This is a genomic window from Streptomyces sp. NBC_00078, assembly GCF_026343335.1.
Lineage (GTDB): Bacteria > Actinomycetota > Actinomycetes > Streptomycetales > Streptomycetaceae > Streptomyces.
Genome location: NZ_JAPELX010000001.1, coordinates 5,289,705 through 5,309,243, shown reverse-complemented (window position 1 = coordinate 5,309,243; position 19,539 = coordinate 5,289,705). Strand labels below are relative to the sequence as shown.

Annotated in this window: 18 protein-coding genes and 1 pseudogene; 8 read left to right on the top strand and 11 right to left on the bottom strand. The window is 71.2% G+C overall.

Features of this window, described 5'->3' with window-relative positions:
• Positions 1-149: 149 nt before the first annotated feature.
• Genes OOK07_RS24825 through OOK07_RS24815 form a run of 3 tightly spaced genes read left to right on the top strand, consistent with a single transcriptional unit; the run spans position 150 to position 1,759 of the window.
• Positions 150-743 (top strand): Scr1 family TA system antitoxin-like transcriptional regulator, encoded by a 594-nt coding sequence (locus OOK07_RS24825; protein WP_266798566.1) that lies wholly within the window; start codon positions 150-152, stop codon positions 741-743.
• The gene (locus tag OOK07_RS24820; protein ID WP_266798564.1) at positions 740-916 is read left to right on the top strand and encodes a DUF397 domain-containing protein; all 177 of its coding nucleotides are present in this window, start codon (positions 740-742) and stop codon (positions 914-916) included. Before OOK07_RS24825 ends, OOK07_RS24820 begins: the two co-directional genes overlap by 4 nt.
• 54 nt (positions 917-970) lie before the next feature.
• A complete protein-coding gene (locus tag OOK07_RS24815) occupies positions 971-1,759 on the top strand; it encodes a DUF4253 domain-containing protein (RefSeq protein WP_266682944.1) in 789 nt (262 codons plus the stop codon).
• 15 nt (positions 1,760-1,774) lie between these two features.
• Here the strand turns inward: OOK07_RS24815 and OOK07_RS24810 are convergent, their stop codons facing one another.
• The 3 genes and pseudogenes from OOK07_RS24810 to OOK07_RS24800 form a co-directional block, all read right to left on the bottom strand.
• Positions 1,775-2,605, bottom strand: a complete 831-nt coding sequence (locus OOK07_RS24810) for an arylamine N-acetyltransferase family protein (RefSeq protein WP_266798562.1) — start codon at positions 2,603-2,605, stop codon at positions 1,775-1,777.
• 375 nt (positions 2,606-2,980) lie between these two features.
• Positions 2,981-4,189: an aminotransferase-like domain-containing protein gene (locus OOK07_RS24805; RefSeq protein ID WP_266798560.1), complete on the bottom strand. Its 1,209-nt coding sequence runs from the start codon at positions 4,187-4,189 to the stop codon at positions 2,981-2,983.
• Positions 4,190-4,338: 149 nt separating this feature from the next.
• Positions 4,339-4,473 (bottom strand): annotated as a pseudogene (locus tag OOK07_RS24800) (SAM-dependent methyltransferase); the annotation flags it as partial.
• Positions 4,474-4,849: 376 nt separating this feature from the next.
• Here OOK07_RS24800 and OOK07_RS24795 point away from each other — a divergent pair.
• On the top strand, positions 4,850-5,032 hold the full coding sequence (locus OOK07_RS24795) for a hypothetical protein (protein ID WP_266682942.1): 183 nt from the start codon (positions 4,850-4,852) through the stop codon (positions 5,030-5,032).
• Between the two features lie 19 nt (positions 5,033-5,051).
• Here OOK07_RS24795 and hemB read toward each other — a convergent pair whose 3' ends face one another.
• A complete protein-coding gene (gene hemB, locus OOK07_RS24790; protein WP_266682941.1) occupies positions 5,052-6,047 on the bottom strand; it encodes a porphobilinogen synthase in 996 nt (331 codons plus the stop codon).
• Between the two features lie 181 nt (positions 6,048-6,228).
• Between hemB and OOK07_RS24785 the strand changes: the two genes are divergently transcribed.
• Positions 6,229-7,620, top strand: coding sequence for an FAD-binding oxidoreductase (locus OOK07_RS24785; protein WP_266798557.1), 1,392 nt, complete (start codon positions 6,229-6,231; stop codon positions 7,618-7,620).
• A gap of 118 nt (positions 7,621-7,738) precedes the next feature.
• On the opposite strand, the gene OOK07_RS24780 is transcribed toward OOK07_RS24785, so the two are convergent.
• The 5 genes from OOK07_RS24780 to OOK07_RS24760 form a co-directional block, all read right to left on the bottom strand.
• Positions 7,739-9,442 carry a bifunctional uroporphyrinogen-III C-methyltransferase/uroporphyrinogen-III synthase gene (locus OOK07_RS24780; protein ID WP_266682939.1) on the bottom strand — a complete coding sequence of 568 codons (1,704 nt, stop codon included), beginning with the start codon at positions 9,440-9,442 and terminating at the stop codon, positions 7,739-7,741.
• Positions 9,439-10,410, bottom strand: coding sequence for a hydroxymethylbilane synthase (hemC, locus tag OOK07_RS24775; protein ID WP_266682938.1), 972 nt, complete (start codon positions 10,408-10,410; stop codon positions 9,439-9,441). The genes OOK07_RS24780 and hemC overlap by 4 nt, the downstream gene beginning before the upstream one ends.
• The gene (locus tag OOK07_RS24770) at positions 10,407-12,203 is read right to left on the bottom strand and encodes a glutamyl-tRNA reductase (protein WP_266682937.1); all 1,797 of its coding nucleotides are present in this window, start codon (positions 12,201-12,203) and stop codon (positions 10,407-10,409) included. The genes hemC and OOK07_RS24770 overlap by 4 nt, the downstream gene beginning before the upstream one ends.
• Positions 12,200-12,961, bottom strand: a complete 762-nt coding sequence (locus OOK07_RS24765) for a redox-sensing transcriptional repressor Rex (protein ID WP_266682936.1) — start codon at positions 12,959-12,961, stop codon at positions 12,200-12,202. The genes OOK07_RS24770 and OOK07_RS24765 overlap by 4 nt, the downstream gene beginning before the upstream one ends.
• Positions 12,962-13,208: 247 nt before the next feature.
• The gene (locus OOK07_RS24760) at positions 13,209-13,490 is read right to left on the bottom strand and encodes a glutaredoxin family protein (protein WP_266682935.1); all 282 of its coding nucleotides are present in this window, start codon (positions 13,488-13,490) and stop codon (positions 13,209-13,211) included.
• 166 nt (positions 13,491-13,656) lie between these two features.
• Between OOK07_RS24760 and OOK07_RS24755 the strand changes: the two genes are divergently transcribed.
• The 3 genes from OOK07_RS24755 to OOK07_RS24745 all read left to right on the top strand — a co-directional run bounded on the left by OOK07_RS24755 (position 13,657) and on the right by OOK07_RS24745 (position 17,125).
• Complete coding sequence (locus tag OOK07_RS24755) at positions 13,657-14,568, top strand: HAD family hydrolase (protein ID WP_266682934.1); 912 nt, start codon at positions 13,657-13,659, stop codon at positions 14,566-14,568.
• 336 nt (positions 14,569-14,904) lie between these two features.
• Positions 14,905-15,678: an ECF subfamily RNA polymerase sigma factor, BldN family gene (locus OOK07_RS24750; protein WP_266682933.1), complete on the top strand. Its 774-nt coding sequence runs from the start codon at positions 14,905-14,907 to the stop codon at positions 15,676-15,678.
• A gap of 226 nt (positions 15,679-15,904) precedes the next feature.
• Positions 15,905-17,125, top strand: a complete 1,221-nt coding sequence (locus OOK07_RS24745; protein WP_266682932.1) for a DUF5667 domain-containing protein — start codon at positions 15,905-15,907, stop codon at positions 17,123-17,125.
• A gap of 252 nt (positions 17,126-17,377) precedes the next feature.
• Here OOK07_RS24745 and OOK07_RS24740 read toward each other — a convergent pair whose 3' ends face one another.
• Positions 17,378-18,433 carry a lysophospholipid acyltransferase family protein gene (locus OOK07_RS24740; RefSeq protein WP_266798553.1) on the bottom strand — a complete coding sequence of 352 codons (1,056 nt, stop codon included), beginning with the start codon at positions 18,431-18,433 and terminating at the stop codon, positions 17,378-17,380.
• 14 nt (positions 18,434-18,447) lie between these two features.
• Entirely contained in the window at positions 18,448-19,509 is a 1,062-nt protein-coding gene (locus tag OOK07_RS24735; protein ID WP_266798551.1) for an NAD-dependent epimerase/dehydratase family protein, read from the bottom strand.
• Positions 19,510-19,539 lie beyond the last annotated feature (30 nt).

The following is a 19,539-nucleotide window of genomic DNA, read 5'->3' as shown; positions in this document are numbered from 1 at the left end:
GACGGGACGGCCGTGGCGGGCGGTGGCTGGTTTCCTATCGGTGCGCGAACCACGTTTGTGTGCGAACCGTGAACGCCTGATGCACAATGCGGCGGGGGTGCGGCGGCCACTGACCACGGCCACCGGCCATGAACGCGTGTGGGGGAAACATGTCGCGTTGGAGAGCGCTGCCCGCTGAACTGGACCCGCCCGTGCGGCAGTTGGTGGTGCGCTTACGCCGGCTGAAGGACCACAGCGGACTGAGCCTCAGGCAGCTGGCGGCCAGGACGGGGTACAGCCCCAAGTCGTGGGAGCGGTATCTGGGCGCCCGTTCGCTGCCGCCGCGGGAGGCCGTGGAGGCGCTGGCCCGGATCGGAGGCGAGGATCCGACCCGGCTGCTGGCGCTGCAGGAGGTCGCCGCCGAGGTCTGGGGCAGGGGCCGGAATACGGCCGCCGTGGCGGAAGTGGCCCTGGTGGAACGGGAGTTGCTGCCGACGGATCCCGGTGAGCAGGTGCGGGTTCCCACCCGGGCGCTGCGTGTCGCGCTCGTGGCGGGGACGGTGACCCTGGACGGCCCCTTCACACTCTTGGAGACGCCCGATCACCACCTCCTCGCCTACACCGAAGGCCCGCGCGGCAGCCAGTGGGTCGCTCACCCCGACGAGGTGTCCATCCTTGCGCGCAAGTATGCGATGCTGCGGTCACAGGCCATGACTCCACAGGAGTCGAAGTGCCTGCTCGACCGTCTGCTAGGAGTCAAATGAGCAGCGCACTCAAGTGGTTCAAGTCGAGCTACAGCGGCAGCGAGGGCGGCCAGTGCGTCGAGGTCGCCGCCTCCCCCCACGCCATCCACATCCGTGACTCCAAAACCGCCGAAACCGCCCCCACCCTCACTGTCTCCCCCACTGCCTGGCAGGCGTTCACCGAGACCAGGTGAGCGGGTCCGTTCCGGGTCCGGCCGTTGTCAGTGGCTGCCTCTACAGTCACGGACATGGCGACACTTCCGAACCCGCTGCCGAGGCTCGCGTCCCTCGGCCTGCACCTCCCGCCCGGCGGGCTGGTCGACGCGACCGACGACTGCTCGTGGCACGAGCCGCTGCTGTGGCTGGCGGACGGCCCGGCGGCTCCCGGCGACTGGGCCGCGCTCAGTGGTACGGCACCGGCGGCCGGACTGCTCCCCGTCGTGCTCGATGTCGGCGCGGGTCACGGCTCGCCGGAGCTTTGGCAGTTGATGCCCGCGGAGATGTCGTATCCGGGTGATCACGAGGCAGAGGAGGTCCTGGAGGACTTCTGGGACGAGTGCGCGGAGGATGACGCGGACTGGCCGGGCCTGGCCAACACCCCCCGCACCGACGCCAACACCGGCACCGGCACGGACCCCGAATCCGTCGCCGCCGGCGTCGTGGACTCCCTCCTCGACGCCGGCGACCCGCTCAAGGACCCCCGCCTCGCCCTCGTCCCGGCCCGCCGCAGCGCCGACATCCCCACGGTGATCGGCTGGACGGGCCCGGCGAACCACGAGGGTGACACGGCCCGGATGTCCGCGGTGCTGCGCTCCTGGGAGGCCCGGTTCGGCATACGGGTGGTGGCCCTCGGCTTCGACCAGCTGCTGGTGTCCGTCGCCACCCCGCCCACCACCCTCGCCGAGGCCCAGGCCCTGGCCGCCGAGCACTTCGCGTTCTGCCCGGACAACATCTGGCAGGGCGGCGACCCGACCCTGACCGCGTACGCCGAGCACCAGCTCCTCAACCAGCCGGCCTGGCACTTCTGGTGGGACTGACGGTCCGCCCGGACCTCAGACCAGCAGCGTCATCCCGGTCGGCGCCTCGATCCCGAACTCCACGTCCAGCAGCCGCCGCACCTCTGTCTCGTCCGCCAACTCCCGCTCCCGCACGGTTCCGTCCGCCCGCGTCTCGGTCAACAGAGGTCCGTGGAGCAGGAGATGGCGTTCGGCGGTGACGCTCTCGACGTAGAGCCGCTGGGTGAACGGCGAGCGGGGGTTGGTGGCGATGTGCCAGTTGATGACGTCGAAGTCGGGCTTCTCAAAGGGCTCCAGGGTGAAGGCGTACTGCCGAGCCCAGTCGCCCTTGACCCGGTCGTAGGCCTCGAGCACCCACATCTCCGACGGCCCCCGGTGCGGCACATGGACGAGCCGGTGCCGTCGCTCCGCGTCCCGGAACTCTGGTCCGGCCGTCAGCGGCACCGGCTCCAGCAGCGCGCCGATCGCCCCGAAGCCGACATCGGCCAGATACGGCTGAGGGTCGCCGGGTGCTTCGACCAGCAGCGTCATATGGGTGCGCGGTCGGCTCTCGATGCGGTCGGCGCCCACCACGACCCGCGCGGCCAGCCGGGTCACACCGAAGCCCAGCGCCTCCAGCGCGCCGGCGAAGAGCGTGTTCTGCTCGTAGCAGTAGCCCCCGCGCCGGCTGTGCACCAGCTTCGCCGTCAGGTCCGCGGGGTCGAGGGAGGGGGCGGTACGGCGCAGGGCGTCCAGGTTCTCGAACGGGATGCCCCTCATGTGGGCGAGATGCACACCGCGCAGGGTCGCCGCACCGGCCCGCCGCTCTCCTCCCCAGCCGATCCGCCCGAGATACGCGTCAAGGTCGAACTCCGCCGTGTCGGACATGCCGCCACCGTAGGCACACCCCTCGCATCCCGTCCCCCGCCCACAGTAGGAGCCGCCCCCCGCCTTTGGTCCTGGGCGGTGCCGGGCCGCTTCTTCCGGGCGGGAGACGTTCCTGCGTCCTTCCAGAGGGCGCCGACGTCCTTCAGAGGACGCCGAGAACCCCGTGCAGGAGGGCAACCACAGCAGCGAGCAGGCCACCGACGAGAGTACCGAGCATGAGAGACCTCCATGTGTGGAATGTGACGTTTCTTCCGCTCTCGATAACGCCTCATGATCGTCCGCGTTACGGGTCGGGATCCTCGTCGGGATCCGGGCCGGGTTCTGGTTCGGCTTCCAGGCCGACGGGCCCTGGCCGCCCATCCTCTCCCTCAACTCCTACCTCAACCTCTCCCTCAACCCCTCCCCCAGCCTCCTCAGCCCCTCCCGGATCTCCTCCGGTGTCTGCGTCACGAAGCACAGCCGCAGGGTCGAGCGGTCGGGGTCGCCGGCGTAGAAGGGCGCGCCCGGGACGTACGCCACGTCGTGCCGCACCACCCGGGGCAGCAGCGCGGTGGTGTCGTACGACTCGGGCAGACGCGCCCAGAGGAACATGCCGCCCTCGGGCCGGTCCCAGGCCGAGCCCTCGGGAAGCGCCGTGGCCAGTCCGGCGAGCATGGCGTCCCGGCGCTCGCCGTACACGCCCGCGACCCGCGCCACGTGCGCGTCCAGGTCGCTGTCCGCCAAGTACCGAGTCGCCGCCAGCTGGTTGACGGTCGGAGTGTGCAGGTCGGCGGCCTGCTTGGCGACGACACACGCGCGCCGCAGCTCCCCCGGCGCCCGCAGCCAGCCGAGCCGCAGGCCCGGGGCCATGACCTTGGAGAAGGAACCGAGCAGCACGGTCCGGTCCGCCGCCTCCTCGTACGAGGCGATCCACGGCACCCGCTCGCCCTCGAAGCGGAGCTCGCCGTAGGGGTCGTCCTCGATGATCCACAGTCCCCGGCGCGCGGCCACCGACGCCACGGCCGCCCGCCGTCCGGCCGGCATGGTGCGGCCGGTCGGGTTCTGGAACGTCGGCACGGTGTACAGCAGCTTGGGCCGCTCCCGCACCACCAGTTCCTCCAGCGCGCCGGGATCGACACCGTCCCCGTCTCCGGGCACGGCCACCACCCGCGCGCCCGCGAACGCGAAGACCTGTAGCGCCGCCAGGTAACAGGGACTTTCGACGAGGACGACGTCCCCGGGCTCCAGCAGGGCCGTCGCCAGCAGGGACAGCGCCTGCTGGGAGCCGGTGGTGACGAGGAGGTCGTCGGGGTTCGTGGGCAGCCCGCGTGCCGAGGTGCGCGCGGCGAGCGCGGCCCGCAGCGCCGGCTCGCCCTCCGTCGTGGAGTACTGCAGAGCCTGTGCGGACGACTCCGCGAGCACCGCCCGGTACGCCCGGGCGATTCCCTCCGCGTCGAACAGCTCGGGCGCCGGCAGCCCGCCAGCGAAGTTGATCACCTCGGGGCGGGCCGTGACGGCCAGGATGTCCCGTACCGGCGAACCGCCGATCGAAGAAGCACGCGCGGCCAGGGACGGCACGGGGGCTGGGGCGGGCGCGACGGTCATGGCACGGCTCCTTCGGCTGCGGTGACGGCGGCTCAGCACCGCAGCCTAGGGATGTAGGTGCTGCCTACAAGCAGGTTTCCGCGATGCGGACGCGGATACGGACACCGGCCTGGATACGGACGTCCGCTCCCTCAGTCCTTGCCGCCGACCGCCGCGTCCTTGCCGCCCACCGCCACGTCCTTGCCGCCGGGGAAGACGTCGTAGACGCGGACAGGGTGGGCCTTGGTGGTGTCGATCCACCTTCTCGGCTCGGCGGGATCCTGGCTGAGGGCGTCACCGGACATCGGCGTCCCCGCGGCGGGGCGGGGTGGTCTTCACGAGCCGCGGAGTGGTCTTCACGAGCCGCGGAGTGGTCTTCACGAGCCGCGGAGTGGTCTTCACGAGCCAACGACGAGGTCGTCCAGGAGTCGGCGCCCGGTCGTCAACGACCCGATTCCCGGCGGAACTTGATGGTGCCCGTGCCGTGGTCTCACAGCTCCGGAGCAGGCCATGGGCCGGCGAAGCGTCCCGGACCGCACCTCCGGGACATGACGTCCCCGCAGGTCAGAGGGCATCCCATCGGTCCGGCGTCCCGAATCGCGCGGGGAGTGTGGCGAGCCGGTCCGTTCACGACGCAGGCTGGTGCCCCGACCCCCAGTTCGCGATCGAGAGGGCCGCGCCATGTCCGCATCCCCCACCCGCACCCGAGCCCGGCTGCTCCTCGCCGCGACGGCCGCGCTCGCCGCGCTCGTGCTGACGGCGTGCAAGGACGGCGAGGGCCTGCGCGACGAGGGTCCGTCGTCCGTGAGCAGCCCCACCTCGCCCTCGGCCCACGGGCGGACGCCCTCGCCGTCGGCTCCGTGAGCGCCGCTCCCGCCAAAACTCAGCGCTGCAGCTTCTGCGCGGCCTCCACGGCCCAGTACGTCAGGATGTTCTGCGCGCCCGCCCGCCTGATGCCGGTCAGCGTCTCCAGGATCGCCCGGTCGCGGTCGATCCAGCCCTTCTCGGCGGCGGCCTCGACCATCGAGTACTCGCCGGAGATCTGGTAGGCGGCCACCGGCACGTCCACGGCATCGGCGACACGCGCCAGGACGTCGAGGTAGGGCCCGGCCGGCTTGACCATCACCATGTCGGCGCCCTCTTCGAGATCGAGCGCCAGCTCCCGCAGGGACTCGCGGACGTTCGCCGGATCCTGCTGGTACGTCTTGCGGTCGCCCTTCAGCGACGAGCCGACGGCCTCGCGGAACGGCCCGTAGAAGGCGGACGCGTACTTCGCGGTGTAGGCGAGGACCGCGACATCCTCCCGCCCGATCTGGTCGAGCGCGTCACGGACGACCCCGATCTGCCCGTCCATCATCCCGCTCGGCCCCACCACATGGGCGCCCGCGTCGGCCTGGACCTGCGCCATCTCGGCGTACCGCTCAAGGGTGGCGTCGTTGTCGACGCGGCCTTCCGCGTCGAGCACCCCGCAATGCCCGTGATCGGTCGTCTCGTCGAGACACAGATCGGACATGACGAGCAGGTCGTCGCCCACCTCGGCCCGCACGTCGCGGATCGCGACCTGCAGAATCCCGTCAGGGTCCGTCCCCGGCGTCCCGAGGGCGTCCTTCTTCTCCTCCTCCGGCACGCCGAACAGCATGATCCCGGAGATCCCGGCCGCCACCGCCTCGGCAGCCGCCTTCTTCAGGGTGTCGCGCGTGTGCTGTACGACGCCGGGCATGGCGGCGATCGGCACGGGCTCGCTCACGCCCTCGCGCACGAACGCCGGGAGGATGAAGTCCGCGGGGTGCAGCCGAGTCTCGGCGACCATGCGCCGCATGACGGGAGTGGTGCGCAGCCGCCGCGGCCGGGTGCCGGGAAAGGATCCGTACGTCGTCATGCCGCCTACGCTACGCCCGGCTCAGGGACACCTTTGCCGACGGGCCGTCGGCGCCCGGACACCCGCCATGCGCCCCTCGCCCCCCGGGTTCATCCTGGGAGAACCGACCGAACAAGGACCCCGACGGCCCCTGACGCCACCCGCCGCCGCCGTCCCTCCGTCACGCACCGCGGAGGACGAGATGACCACCACCCACCACACTCCGGACCTGTTCGCCCTGTCCGAGATCCGCGGGCCCGTCCTGCGCCCGGGCGACGACGCCTACGTCTCCGAGGTCACCGGCTTCAACCTGGCCGCCATCCACCGTCCCGACATCGTCGTCGGAGCGAGGGGCACCGACGACATCGTCACCGCGATGCGCTGGGCCGCGGCCACCGACACCCCCGTCGCCGTCCAGGCCACCGGCCACGGCGCGAACTTCCCGATCGACGGCGGACTGCTCATCAGCACCACCCGCCTGACGGACGTGACGATCGACCCGGCCGAACGCACGGCGACGGTCGCCGCCGGCGCGAGGTGGCGCCACGTCCTGGAGGCGGCCGCCCCGCACGGCCTCGCCCCGCTCAACGGCTCCTCCTCGGACGCGGGCGTCGTCGGCTACACCCTGGGCGGCGGTCTCCCCATCCTCGGCCGGGCCTACGGCTACGCGGCCGACCGGGTCCGCTCCTTCCAGGTGGTCACCCCCGACGCCACCCTGCGCACGGCGACCGCCGACACCGAACCCGACCTCTTCTGGGCCCTGCGCGGCGGCAAGGGCAACGTGGGCGTGGTCACCGAGCTGACCTTCGACCTGCTCCCGCTCACCACGGTGCTGGGCGGCGGCCTCTACTTCTCCGGCGAACACGCGGAGGCGGTGCTCCGCACCTGGGCCGACTGGACGACCACCCTCCCCACCGAGATGTGCAGCGCGTACACCCTCCTGCGCCTCCCGCCGCTCCCGGAGATCCCCGAGCCCCTGCGCGGCGGCTTCTGGGCCCGCGTCGCGCTGGCCTGGACCGGCGACCCGCAGGAGGGCGAGCACCTGCTGGCACCCCTGCGCGAGGCCGCCCCGGTCATCCTCGACACCGTGGAGGTGATGCCGTACGCGGCCATGGACCGCATCTACCTGGACCCGCGGGACCCGCTCCCCGCCCGCGAAGCCTGCACCCTTCTCAGGGCGCTGCCCCCGGGCGCCCTCACGACGTTCCTCAACCAGGCGGGCCCGGCCGTCCCCGGCCTCCCGCTCCTCCTGGTCGAGCTGCGCCACATGGGCGGCGAACTCTCCCGCCCCGCCGGCATCGAGGACGCCATCTGCGCCCGCGACGCCAGCTACATCCTGGAAACGGTCGGCGTCCTGCCCGACGCCGAGTTCGCGGCAGCCGTGGAATCAGCGACGACGGCCCTGCACACCGCGATGGCCCCGCACAGCACGGGCCACACGATGGTCAACCTCCACGGCACACCGGGGAACGAGAAGGACCGGGCGCGCGCCTGGACGGACGAGGTCTACACCCGCCTGAGCCACACGAAGGCGACATACGACCCAGGCAACCTGCTGCGCTACGGGCACACGGTGACCCCACAGCGCGCGTGAGCACATCCAGCCCGTCGGGCGCACATCCAGCCCGTCCGGCGTTTGAGGACGAGGCCCGTCAGGGCCGAAGCGGGGGTCTGGGGGCGCAGCGCCCCAGGGACGCGCACCCCCACCCACCTCAGGTCGTACGCCGCCGCCGAGCCCCCGGCCGCCGCTCACTCGGCCGAGTAACCGCGTCCCCGGCCTCCCGCGCGGCAGCCCGCCGCCGCAACCCGAAGTCAGCCAGCGCTTCGGCCAGCCTGTGCACGGACGGCTCCGGAGCCATCACATCCACCCGCAGCCCATGCTCTTCGGCGGTCTTCGCGGTGGCCGGCCCGATGCAGGCGATCACCGTCACGTTGTGCGGCTTCCCGGCGATACCCACCAGGTTGCGCACGGTGGAGGACGACGTGAAGAGAACGGCGTCGAAGCCACCCCCCTTGATCGCCTCCCGGGTGTCAGCCGGCGGCGGCGACGCCCGCACGGTCCGGTACGCGGTGACGTCGTCGACCTCCCAGCCCAGCTCGATGAGCCCGGCGACAAGAGTCTCCGTGGCGATGTCCGCCCGCGGCAGGAACACCCGGTCGATCGGATCGAAAACGGGGTCGTACGGCGGCCAGTCCTCCAGCAGCCCCGCAGCCGACTGCTCGCCGCTGGGCACCAGGTCCGGCTTCACGCCAAAGGCGACCAGCGCCTTCGCCGTCTGCTCGCCCACCGCAGCGACCTTGATCCCCGCGAAGGCCCGCGCGTCGAGCCCGTACTCCTCGAACTTCTCCCGCACGGCCTTGACCGCGTTCACCGAGGTGAAGGCGATCCACTCGTAGCGCCCGGTGACGAGACCCTTCACAGCCCGCTCCATCTGCTGGGGCGTGCGCGGCGGCTCCACGGCGATGGTCGGCACCTCGTGCGGCACGGCCCCGTAGGACCGCAGCTGGTCGGAGAGCGACGCCGCCTGCTCCTTCGTACGCGGCACGAGAACCTTCCAGCCGAACAGCGGCTTGGACTCGAACCACGACAACTGGTCGCGCTGGGCGGCGGCGGAACGCTCACCGACCACGGCTATCACCGGCCGGCCGCCCTCGGGCGACGGCAGCACCTTGGCCTGCTTCAGGGTCTGCGCGATGGTGCCGAGCGTCGCCGCCCAGGTCCGCTGACGAGTGGTCGTACCAGCCACCGTCACGGTCATCGGCGTATCGGGCTTACGGCCGGCCGACACCAGTTCACCGGCTGCGGCACCGACGGAGTCCAGCGTCGTCGACACGACCACGGTCCCGTCCGACGCCCCCACCTCCGTCCAGCACCGGTCCGAGGCCGTGCGCGCATCGACGAACCGCACGTCCGCGCCCTCGGCGTCCCGCAGCGGAACACCGGCGTACGCGGGTACGCCGACGGCGGTGGCGACACCGGGCACCACCTCGAAGGGCACGCCGGCGCGGGCGCAGGCGAGCATCTCCTCGGCGGCGTACGCGTCGAGTCCGGGATCCCCGGACACCGCACGCACGACCCGCCTGCCGCCCCGCGCGGCCTCCATGACAAGATGTGCGGCATCCCGTACCACGGGGACACCAGCGGTTGTTGACGAGCCGTCAACAACTGCCAGCTGAGGTGTGCCTGTGCCCGGAAGCGGGTCCGACGAAGGGCCCCCGTCCGTGTGCACCTCGGCGGCGCCCTGTCTGGCGTGCTGACGCACCACGTCGAGCACGTCGTGCTCGGCGACCAGTACGTCCGCGTTCGCCAGCGCCTCCACGGCGCGCAGAGTCAGCAGTCCCGGATCCCCGGGTCCGGCACCGAGGAAGGTGACGTGCCCGTGATCGAGGCCGGTGGGAAGGGTGGTGGGGCTCACTGTGCTCGCTCCCCCATCAGACCGGCCGCGCCCTGGGCAAGCATCTCGGCCGCGAGTTCACGGCCGAGCGCCATTGCTTGGTCGTACGTCTCGGGCACGGGACCGGTGGTGGACAGCTGCACCGTACGCGTGCCGTCGGTCGTGCCGACTATGCCGCGCAGGCGCATTTCGTTGACAATCTGCCCGTCGGCCAGAAGGTCGGCCAGCGCGCCCACAGGGGCGCTGCAACCGGCCTCCAGGGCGGCGAGCAGTGACCTTTCGGCGGTCACGGCGGCCCGCGTGAACGGGTCGTCGAGTTCGCCGATTGCCGCGATCAGGTCAGTGTCCTGGGCGGTGTTCCCCGCCCTGCACTCGATCGCCAGCGCCCCTTGGCCGGGGGCGGGCAGAACCGTGTCGACCGACAGGAAGTCGGTCACCTCGTCGATCCTGCCTATCCGGCTGAGGCCGGCGGCGGCGAGGACGACGGCGTCCAGCTCACCGTCCTGCACATACCGGATCCGGGTGTCGACGTTGCCCCGGATCGGGACCGTCTGTATGTCCAGCGCGTGGCTGCGCGCGTACGCGTTCAGCTGCGCCATGCGGCGCGGCGAACCCGTACCGATGCGCGCACCGCGCGGCAGGTCGGTGAACTTCAGCGCGTCCCGGGCGACGATCACGTCGCGCGGGTCCTCACGCAGCGGGACGGCGGCCAGCGCCAGTTCCGCGGGCTGCGCGGTGGGCAGGTCCTTGAGCGAATGAACCGCGAAGTCGACCTCACCCCGCAGCAGCGCGTCACGAAGCGCCGTGACGAACACACCCGTGCCGCCGATCTGCGCGAGGTGCTCGCGGGAGGTGTCGCCGTAGGTGGTGATCTCGACGAGCTCGACGGGCCGTCCGGTCACCTGGCTCACGGCGTCCGCCACTTGCCCGGACTGGGCCATGGCGAGTCTGCTTCGCCTGGTCCCGAGTCTCAGTGCCTTGCTGTTCATGCTGGCCCTCGGTTCTTGCTGATCTCTGAGTCGTTTTCGGCCCGGGAGACGGCGGCCACCGCCTCCTGGTCGAGGTCGAACAGGGTGCGCAGCGCGTCCGCGTACCCGGCGCCGCCGGGCTCGGCCGCGAGCTGCTTGACCCGTACGGTCGGCGCGTGCAGCAGCTTGTCGACGACGCGCTTGACGGTCTGTGTGATCTCGCCCCGGTGCTTGTCGTCGAGCTCGGGCAGCCGCCCCTCAAGGCGGGCGATCTCGCTGGCGACGACGTCGGCGGCCATCGTGCGCAGGGCGACCACGGTGGGCGTGATGTGCGCGGCCCTGAGCGCCGCCCCGAAGGCCGCGACCTCGTCGGAGACGATACGGCGGACCTGGTCGACGTCGGCGGCCATCGGGGCGTCGGCGGAGGCCTCGGCCAGCGACTCGATGTCCACCAGCCGCACCCCGGCCAGCCGGTGCGCGGCCGCGTCGATGTCGCGGGGCATCGCGAGGTCGAGGAGGAAGAGGACGGGCGTGGGGCGCGGGGCCTCGACGACCGGCTCGGGCTTACGGCGCTCGGGGATGCGGCCGACGGAGGAGGCGAGGGCGGCGAGCGCCGCGATGGCCTCGGCGTCCTCGGCGGGGTCCAGCACGACGACCGGGGCGGGCGCAGGGGTGGAGCTCTGCGGCCGCGGGGCGTTGTCCACCCAGGCCGCGTGCTGCTCCAGCTCGGAGGCTGCCATTCCGGCCACGGCGGCCTCGCCGAGCACGGAGAAACCGGTGGTGGCCGGCACGGCGGTCAGATCGAGCGGACACCCTTCCTCGGCACCGAGGCCGGCGGACGCGTGCTCGTCGGATGCGGCGGACTCGGCGGCCGGGGCCGACGGGCCGGAGGCGGCTGTCGCCGTCGCCACCGCTGTCGTACGGCCGAAGCCGCCGTCCGTCTGTCCCGCGCTCCCGCCGGACACGCCCGGCGTGCGGCCCTCGACCGCCCCCGCGATCGTCTCGGCCGACAGCACCAGCCCGGTCGCCCCGGTACAGGACACCACGACGTCGGCACGTGTCAGCTCGGCCGGCACCGCACCCATGGGTACCGCGCGGGCCGCCACGTCCGTGTCGTCACCCTCGGTCAGTATCTGTGCGAGCCGCTCCGCCCGGTCGGCGGTGCGGTTGGCGATCACGATCTCCGTGATCCCGGCCCGCGCGAGGGTGGCGGCGGCCAGCGAGGACATCGAGCCGGCGCCGATGACCAGCGCCTTCTTGCCGCGAGCCCAGGCCTGGACGTCGGCTCCGGCGGACAGCTGCTCCAGGCCGAAGGTGACCAGGGACTGCCCGGCCCGGTCGATGCCGGTCTCGGAGTGGGCGCGCTTGCCGACCCGCAGCGCCTGCTGGAACAGGTCGTTGAGCAGCCGTCCCGCGGTGTGCAGGTCCTGCGCCTTGGCCAGCGAGTCCTTTATCTGCCCGAGGATCTGCCCCTCGCCCACGACCATGGAGTCCAGCCCGCACGCCACCGAGAACAGATGATGGACGGCCCGGTCCTCGTAGTGGACGTAGAGATAGGGCGTGAGCTCTTCCAGGCCCACCCCGCTGTGCTGGGCGAGCAGCGTGGACAGCTCGGCGACACCGGCGTGGAACTTGTCGACGTCGGCGTACAGCTCGATGCGGTTGCAGGTGGCCAGGACCGCGGCCTCGGTGGCGGGCTCGGCGGCGACCGTGTCCTGCAGCAGCTTGATCTGGGCGTCCGCGCTCAGCGCGGCCCGTTCCAGGACGCTGACCGGGGCGCTGCGGTGGCTCAGCCCGACGACGAGGAGACTCATGCCGGCATCACGGCGGGTACGTCCCCGTCCGGGCCCTGCTCGGTGGACTCCTTGCGGGCGGCGGCCGGTCCCGCGCCATCGCTCGCCGCGGCCTCCTCGCCGGCCTTGCGCTGCTCGTGGAAGGCGAGGATCTGCAGCTCGATCGAGAGATCGACCTTGCGTACGTCGACGCCGTCCGGGACGGTCAGCACGGTCGGCGCGAAGTTCAGGATGGAGGTGACGCCGGCGGCCACGAGCCGGTCGCAGACCGGCTGGGCGGCACCGGCGGGAGTGGCGATGACGCCGATGCTCACGCCGTTGTCCTCGATGATCTTTTCCAGCTCATCGGAGTGCTGCACGCGGATCCCCGCGACGGGCTTGCCGGCCATCGCCGGGTCCGCGTCTATGAGGGCCGCGACACGGAACCCGCGGGAGGCGAACCCTCCGTAGTTGGCCAGGGCGGCGCCGAGATTGCCGATACCGACGATCACAACCGGCCAGTCCTGGGTGAGCCCCAGCTCACGCGAGATCTGGTAGACGAGATACTCGACGTCGTAACCGACACCACGGGTGCCGTACGACCCCAGGTACGAGAAGTCCTTGCGCAGCTTCGCGGAGTTGACGCCCGCGGCGGCGGCGAGTTCCTCGGACGAAACCGTGGGTACCGAGCGCTCCGACAGTGCGGTCAGCGCGCGGAGGTACAGCGGAAGCCTGGCGACGGTGGCCTCGGGAATCCCTCGGCTACGGGTCGCCGGTCGGTGAGATCGGCCAGTTGCCACGGTGCTCCTGCGGGTAGAGCGGGGCTGTAGGCGGTCACGCGTAACCAGACCGCCCCGTCGACAGCAGGCTATGTCTTTGTGAACGCGTGCACAAAGACGGCGTCCGATTTGCCCGGCCAACGTGACCGGGGTCACGCACACGCGTCCCAGGCGCATCCCAGGGGGCAAAACCGCCACACTCCTCGTGAATCCCGCCCCCGAGACCAGATCGCCATCGATCCTAAGCGACGTTCCGTACAGTCTTGTACTAGTCGGTCAGTTCTTTGCGCAGGCGGCCCTCGTCCACCCGCCAGAAGGTGTGCTGCAGGCCGTCGACGAGTACGACGGGAATCTGTTCCCAGTACTCGTCATGGAGCCCCTCGTCCCGGGTGATGTCCTTCTCCTCCCAGGGGACGCCGAGTTCGCCGCAGACCTTCTCGACCACCAGCCGCGCGTCGTCGCACAGATGGCAGTCGGGTTTGCCGATGAGAGTGACCGTCCGCTCGTGCGGAGCGGGCTTGCGTCGGAAGAGGGGACTCATGTCAGCCATTCTCGCGCGCGAGGGCCCGGCGGCGGGACACCGCGCGAAACCGCCGTGGGGAGGGCAACGAACGGGCCGATCGCATCAGTTCTTTAACGACACGGTCGCGGAGAGTTCACAGCTTCCAAACCTCTCGCGTCCGGAGGCACCGAACAAACTGGCTATGCTCACGGTCATGGCCGCTCTCGGATGGCTCACTCCCCGTAGGCGCTCCGCCACGGCGCGGAGCGTGTTGGCAGGCGAGGCCTCTGCGGAGGCAGCGCGCAAGTCCTCGCAGGACATCCCCCCGGAGGAACCGGTCTTCCCGGTCCTCGGCGACGACAAGGCTGCCGCCTTCTTCGATCTCGACAACACCGTCATGCAGGGCGCCGCCCTCTTCCACTTCGGCCGGGGCCTGTACAAGCGGAAGTTCTTCGAGACCCGCGACCTCGCCAAGTTCGCCTGGCAGCAGGCGTGGTTCCGGCTGGCCGGCGTCGAGGACCCCGAGCACATGCAGGAGGCCCGCGACTCGGCCCTGTCCATCGTGAAGGGCCACCGCGTCGCCGAACTGCAGTCGATCGGCGAGGAGATCTACGACGAGTACATGGCGGAGCGGATCTGGCCGGGCACCCGCGCACTCGCCCAGGCACACCTGGACGCGGGCCAGAAGGTGTGGCTGGTCACGGCGGCGCCCGTGGAGATCGCCACGGTGATCTCCCGCCGCCTCGGCCTCACCGGCGCCCTGGGCACGGTGGCCGAGTCCGTCGACGGCGTCTACACGGGCAAGCTGGTGGGCGAGCCCCTGCACGGCCCGGCCAAGGCGGAGGCGGTTCGCGCGCTGGCCGCGGCGGAGGGCCTGGACCTGACCCGCTGCGCCGCCTACAGCGACAGCCACAACGACATCCCGATGCTGTCCCTGGTGGGCCACCCCTACGCCATCAACCCGGACACCAAGCTCCGCAAGCACGCCCGCAACCTGGACTGGCGCCTGCGCGACTACCGCACGGGCCGCAAGGCGGCGAAGGTGGGCATCCCGGCAGCAGCCGGCGTGGGCGCGGTGGCAGGGGGAACGGCAGCGGCGATCGCGCTGCACAAACGCCGCCGCTGACATCCCGGCAGCACGACGCAGCGCGACACGACGGGCCGGGGCAGGATTCCCGGCCCGCCCTGCGTTTATCCAGTCCCATTGGCTGCACACGGCCACAACACGCCCTGTTCTCAGTCCCAATCCGGTCCATGTCGATCAACAAACGGTCACGCAACGGCACTTGATCGGGCGTGAATGGGTTACAGAAGCGACGTAATCGATGATTTGAGCAACTGGGTGTAGCAGCGCCTGCACGAAGCGTTATTCTCCTCAGACGCAAACCGGTACCCCTCCGTCGCTACGACGGGTGAAAGGTCCCGCACTGCACGTGATGGAAGCTCTGCCTCTGGGAGTCCCGTGTACCCACACGTCGGGGTTGACGCCTCGGGCCTGGCTACGCTGCGCGCAACGGTCCTAGACCTGTTGCGCGGCTTCGTCCCCACCGCGTACGCCGTCCCCGCCCTTGCCGTTGCCAACACCCCCGTCGGCCCGTGCTACGCGCTCGCCGACGGCAGCGCCGCCGTCGGCAGGCGCAGCCGCACGGCCGGCACCGCCACCACCCGCCGTCCGGCCGCGGACAGCGACAGCGCCCGCATGATGGACCTGGTCGAACGTGCCCAGGCCGGCGAGGCCGACGCCTTCGGCCGCCTCTACGACCAGTACAGCGACACCGTGTACCGGTACATCTACTACCGCGTCGGCGGCAAGGCCACCGCCGAAGACCTCACCAGTGAGACGTTCCTGCGCGCCCTGCGCCGTATCGGCACCTTCACCTGGCAGGGTCGTGACTTCGGCGCCTGGCTGGTCACCATCGCCCGCAACCTCGTGGCCGACCACTTCAAGTCCAGTCGGTTCCGTCTGGAGGTGACGACCGGCGAGATGCTCGACGCCAACGAGGTCGAGCGGTCCCCCGAGGACTCCGTCCTGGAGTCCCTCTCCAACGCCGCGCTCCTCGACGCCGTGAAACGGCTCAACCCCCAGCAGCAGGAGTGCGTGACCCTCCGCTTTCTCCAGGGCCTCTCCGTCGCCGAGACCGCTCGGGTGATGGGCAAGAACGAGGGCGCCATCAAAACCCTTCAGTACCGAGCCGTACGTACCCTGGCCCGTCTCCTCCCGGACGACGCCCGCTGACGCTCAGTGATGGCCAACTGGCAATCAGTGAAAGTCCGTTGACTTTCCGTTCCGATCATCCGTCGTCCGTAACCCAAGTGCCGACACGCTCGTTGTGCGGGATGCAGGCTCCCTGTGGTCACTCCCTGGCCGTCTTCGATCGCTGGATCGAGTGGATGTGGTCAGAGCGTGCAACCCTCAGGACCCCCTGGGGAGTCGACCGTCATGATGAGAGGAGGTGCCGCCAGTGATCGCGAACGTATCGGCACACCGGCGGGCGAACGCCTTCGCCCAGGCCCTGGAGGAGCAGTCGGACCGGGGCACGGCGGCCGAGCAGCCCGAGGGGCCCGAACGGGCCCCGGCTGCTGCGGAACAGTCCGGGCACGGCCGTCTGTTGGTCCTCACGGAGGGTCTCGGCGAACTGCCAAGACCGGAGCTGGACCCTGAGGTCAAGGTCGTCCAGCGGGCTCAGCTGGTGGCCGCGTTCGAGGCCATGCTGCAGGAGGGCGCCGGTGGCGAGGCGGCGGATGCTTCGGTACCCCAACAGCGCTCCCGCGGCGCCCACCGCGCGAGCACACTGGGCAAACTACGGCCCCGGTCGCGGCTGACCAAGGGCCTGGCCGCGGGCGGGCTGAGCGTCGGCGTCGCGGCGGGCGCCTTCGGCGGAGTCGCCGCGGCCAGCTCGGACGCGCTGCCCGGTGACTCGCTCTACGGGCTCAAGCGAGGCATCGAGGACTTCAAGCTCAACTACATGTCCGAGGGGGACGACCAGCGCGGCGTGGCCTACCTCGACCAGGCATCCACCCGGCTGAGCGAAGCCCGCCGTCTGATGGAGCGCGGCCGCGGCGGCGCCCAGCTCGACCACGAGTCCCTCGGCGAGATCCGCCGCACCCTGGCGGGCATGACACACGACGCGTCCGAGGGGCACCGGCTACTGCACGAGGCGTATGAGCGCGACCCCGAGTCCCTGGGCCCCATCCAGGCACTCTCCGCCTTCTCACGCTCGCACCGCGGCGCCTGGGGCGCCCTGCGCGAAAGGCTTCCGGTCCAGCTCGGGGACGTCAGCAACCAGCTGTCGTCGGTGTTCGACGCCATAGACGAAGAGGTCGCCCCCCTGCAGTCCCTGCTGCCGCAGTCCCCGGCCCAGGGCGGCGGCGACGGCAAGCGACACGCCTCGGGGACGGCATCCAAGGGCACGTCCGGCTCCGGCCGGCGGTCGACGACGCCCAGCGCCGGCGGCTCCTCCGAAGGCGGCCGCTCCAGCAGCCCCAGCCAGTCGGCCGGATCCACGGGCGAGGGCCTGCTCGGAGGCAGCACCGGAGGCCTGCTCGACCCGCCCAAGGACAGCGGCAGCGCCTCCCCGTCCGCAAGCAAGCCACCCACCAGCGAACCGGACGTGACCATCCCACCGCTCCTCCCGGGCCTGCTCCCGGGCCTCGGCATCGACAGCGAGGACACCGGCCAGTAGTCAGGTATCCGGCCAGCAGGCGGGTACGGCGGTGGGGGCGTCTCTCAGGAGAGACGCCCCCACCGTCGTACCCAAGCCCCCCGAAGCCCTTCCAAGCCCTCCGAGCCCCCCAGAAGAACACCGACCTCCGCTGCACCAGCAGCTTGGCCCCCCATCTGTCTGCCGCCCTCGCACTGCTGCGCAGGCTTCGGCCGGCTGCGCCGGGCTCCGAGGGCTGCCCCAGGACGCGCCCGCCCCGGAGGAACGCCTCCCTCAGAAGAACACCGACCTGCGCTGCACCAGCAGCTTGTACAGGGTGTGCTGGATCTGTTCCCTCACCTGGTCGGTCAGGTTGAACATCAGCATCGGGTCCTCGCCGGCCTCCGGCGGATAGCCGTCCGTCCTGATCGGCTCGCCGAACTGGATCGTCCACTTCGTCGGCAACGGGATCGCACCCAGCGGGCCCAGCCACGGGAACGTCGGCGTCAGCGGGAAGTACGGGAAGCCGAGCAGCCGCGCCAACGTCTTCGCGTTGCCGATCATCGGGTAGATCTCCTCGGCCCCGACGATCGAGCACGGGATGATCGGCGTGCCGTGCCGCAGCGCCGTGGAGACGAAGCCGCCCCGGCCGAAGCGCTGGAGCTTGTAGCGCTCGCTGAAGGGCTTGCCGATGCCCTTGAAGCCCTCCGGCATGACTCCGACCAGCTCGCCCTGCCCCAGCAGCCGATCGGCGTCCTCCGCGCAGGCCAGGGTGTGACCGAGCTTGCGGGCCAGTTCGTTGACCACGGGGAGCATGAACACCAGGTCCGCCGCCAGCAGCCGCAGATGGCGGCCTGCGGGGTGGTTGTCGTGGACGGCGACCTGCATCATCAGGCCGTCCAGCGGGAGCGTCCCGGAGTGGTTGGCGACGATCAGCGCGCCGCCGTCCGACGGGATGTTCTCGATGCCCTTCACCTCGACCCGGAAGTACTTCTCGTACACCGGGCGCAGCATCGACATCAGGACCTGGTCGGTCAGCTCCTCGTCGTAACCGAAGTCGTCGACCTCGTAGTCGCCGGTGAGGCGGCGGCGCAGGAAGGAGAGGCCGCCGGCGATGCGCCGCTCCACACCACCGTCGTCCTGCGCCTGCTGCTGCGGCGGCTGTTCCTCATGCGTCACGGGAACATCATGCTGCGCAGACGCCCTGCCGGGCAGGGGCTGGACCTCTCCGACCAGCGCGGGTTCCGCGGTCCTGCGCCGGCTCCCCGCGCCCCGGCGCCGCGGCGGCCGCTGCACGGCACTCCCGCGGGACCGGTCGTCGTCGAACGGAATGACCTTGGCATCCGCCATCGTTGATGCGCTCCTCAGTTGGCGCTCTGCGTCGGGGGGTGACCGCTGCCCGGGACGGGCAGCGCGGCGATCCGGTTGACGGCCCCCGCGAGGGCCTCCGGCGGCAGGAGCCCGGGTCCGTGACTGCGCGCGAAGTCCGCGAAGGTCTCCGCCGTCGTGTACTTCGGCTTGAACCCGAGCGTGTCACGCATCTGGTCCGTCGCCACGACCCGGCCGTGGGTGAGCAGCCGGATCTGCTCGGGCGAGAAGTCCGTCATGCCCAGCGTGCGCACCAGGGACCCCGCCCAGGTGACCGCCGGCAGCAGCAGCGGCACCGTGGGACGGCCGAGCCGCCTGGAGCACTGGGAGAGCAACAGGACCCCGTCGCCGGCGATGTTGAAGGTGCCGCTGTTGAGCGTGCCCCGCGCCGGCTCCAGCGAGGCGATGCGCAGCACCTCCATGGCGTCGTCCTCGTGCACGAACTGCAGCCGCGGGTCGTAGCCGAAGACGGTCGGCAGGACCGGCAGCGAGAAGTACGAGGCGAGCGGTGTGTCCACCGCGGGCCCCAGGATGTTGGCGAACCGCAGGACGCACACGGCCACATCGGGCCGGCGCCGCGCGAAGCCCCGTACGTACCCCTCGACCTCGACCGTGTCCTTGGCGAAGCCGCCGCTGGGCAGGGACTTGGGCGGGGTCGTCTCGGTGAACACCGCGGGATCGCGGGGCGCGGACCCGTACACGTTGGTACTGGACTTCACGACGAGCCGCTTGACGTTCGGCGACTTCTGGCAGGCGCCGAGCAGCTGCATCGTGCCGATGACGTTGGTCTCCTTGACCACGGTCCGGCTGCCGCTGCCGAGCCCCGTCGCGCTCACGTCCATGTGGACGACCGTGTCGGCGCCGGTCTCCGCGAGCACGCGCGCAATGGTGGGCTGCCGGATGTCGGCCAGGATGAAGTCGGCTCCGCCCAGATGGTGCTCGGGTGGCACCGCGTCCACGGCGATGACCCGGTCGACGTCCGGGTCACGCTGGATCCGTCGTACGAACCGGCCCCCCAGCCTGCGGGCCACTCCGGTCACGAGCACGACCTTGCCCAAGATCTGCGCCTTCCTTCCAGCCCATCCGGT

Excerpts from the sequence above, each read along its gene's own strand:
- OOK07_RS24825 (WP_266798566.1), top strand. The coding sequence starts at position 150 with ATGTCGCGTTGGAGAGCGCTGCCCGCTGAACTGGACCCGCCCGTGCGG.
- OOK07_RS24820 (WP_266798564.1), top strand. The coding sequence starts at position 740 with ATGAGCAGCGCACTCAAGTGGTTCAAGTCGAGCTACAGCGGCAGCGAG.
- OOK07_RS24815 (WP_266682944.1), top strand. The coding sequence starts at position 971 with ATGGCGACACTTCCGAACCCGCTGCCGAGGCTCGCGTCCCTCGGCCTG.
- OOK07_RS24810 (WP_266798562.1), bottom strand. The coding sequence starts at position 2,605 with ATGTCCGACACGGCGGAGTTCGACCTTGACGCGTATCTCGGGCGGATC.
- OOK07_RS24805 (WP_266798560.1), bottom strand. The coding sequence starts at position 4,189 with ATGACCGTCGCGCCCGCCCCAGCCCCCGTGCCGTCCCTGGCCGCGCGT.
- OOK07_RS24795 (WP_266682942.1), top strand. The coding sequence starts at position 4,850 with ATGTCCGCATCCCCCACCCGCACCCGAGCCCGGCTGCTCCTCGCCGCG.
- hemB (WP_266682941.1), bottom strand. The coding sequence starts at position 6,047 with ATGACGACGTACGGATCCTTTCCCGGCACCCGGCCGCGGCGGCTGCGC.
- OOK07_RS24785 (WP_266798557.1), top strand. The coding sequence starts at position 6,229 with ATGACCACCACCCACCACACTCCGGACCTGTTCGCCCTGTCCGAGATC.
- hemC (WP_266682938.1), bottom strand. The coding sequence starts at position 10,410 with ATGAACAGCAAGGCACTGAGACTCGGGACCAGGCGAAGCAGACTCGCC.
- OOK07_RS24770 (WP_266682937.1), bottom strand. The coding sequence starts at position 12,203 with ATGAGTCTCCTCGTCGTCGGGCTGAGCCACCGCAGCGCCCCGGTCAGC.
- OOK07_RS24760 (WP_266682935.1), bottom strand. The coding sequence starts at position 13,490 with ATGGCTGACATGAGTCCCCTCTTCCGACGCAAGCCCGCTCCGCACGAG.
- OOK07_RS24755 (WP_266682934.1), top strand. The coding sequence starts at position 13,657 with ATGGCCGCTCTCGGATGGCTCACTCCCCGTAGGCGCTCCGCCACGGCG.
- OOK07_RS24740 (WP_266798553.1), bottom strand. The coding sequence starts at position 18,433 with ATGGCGGATGCCAAGGTCATTCCGTTCGACGACGACCGGTCCCGCGGG.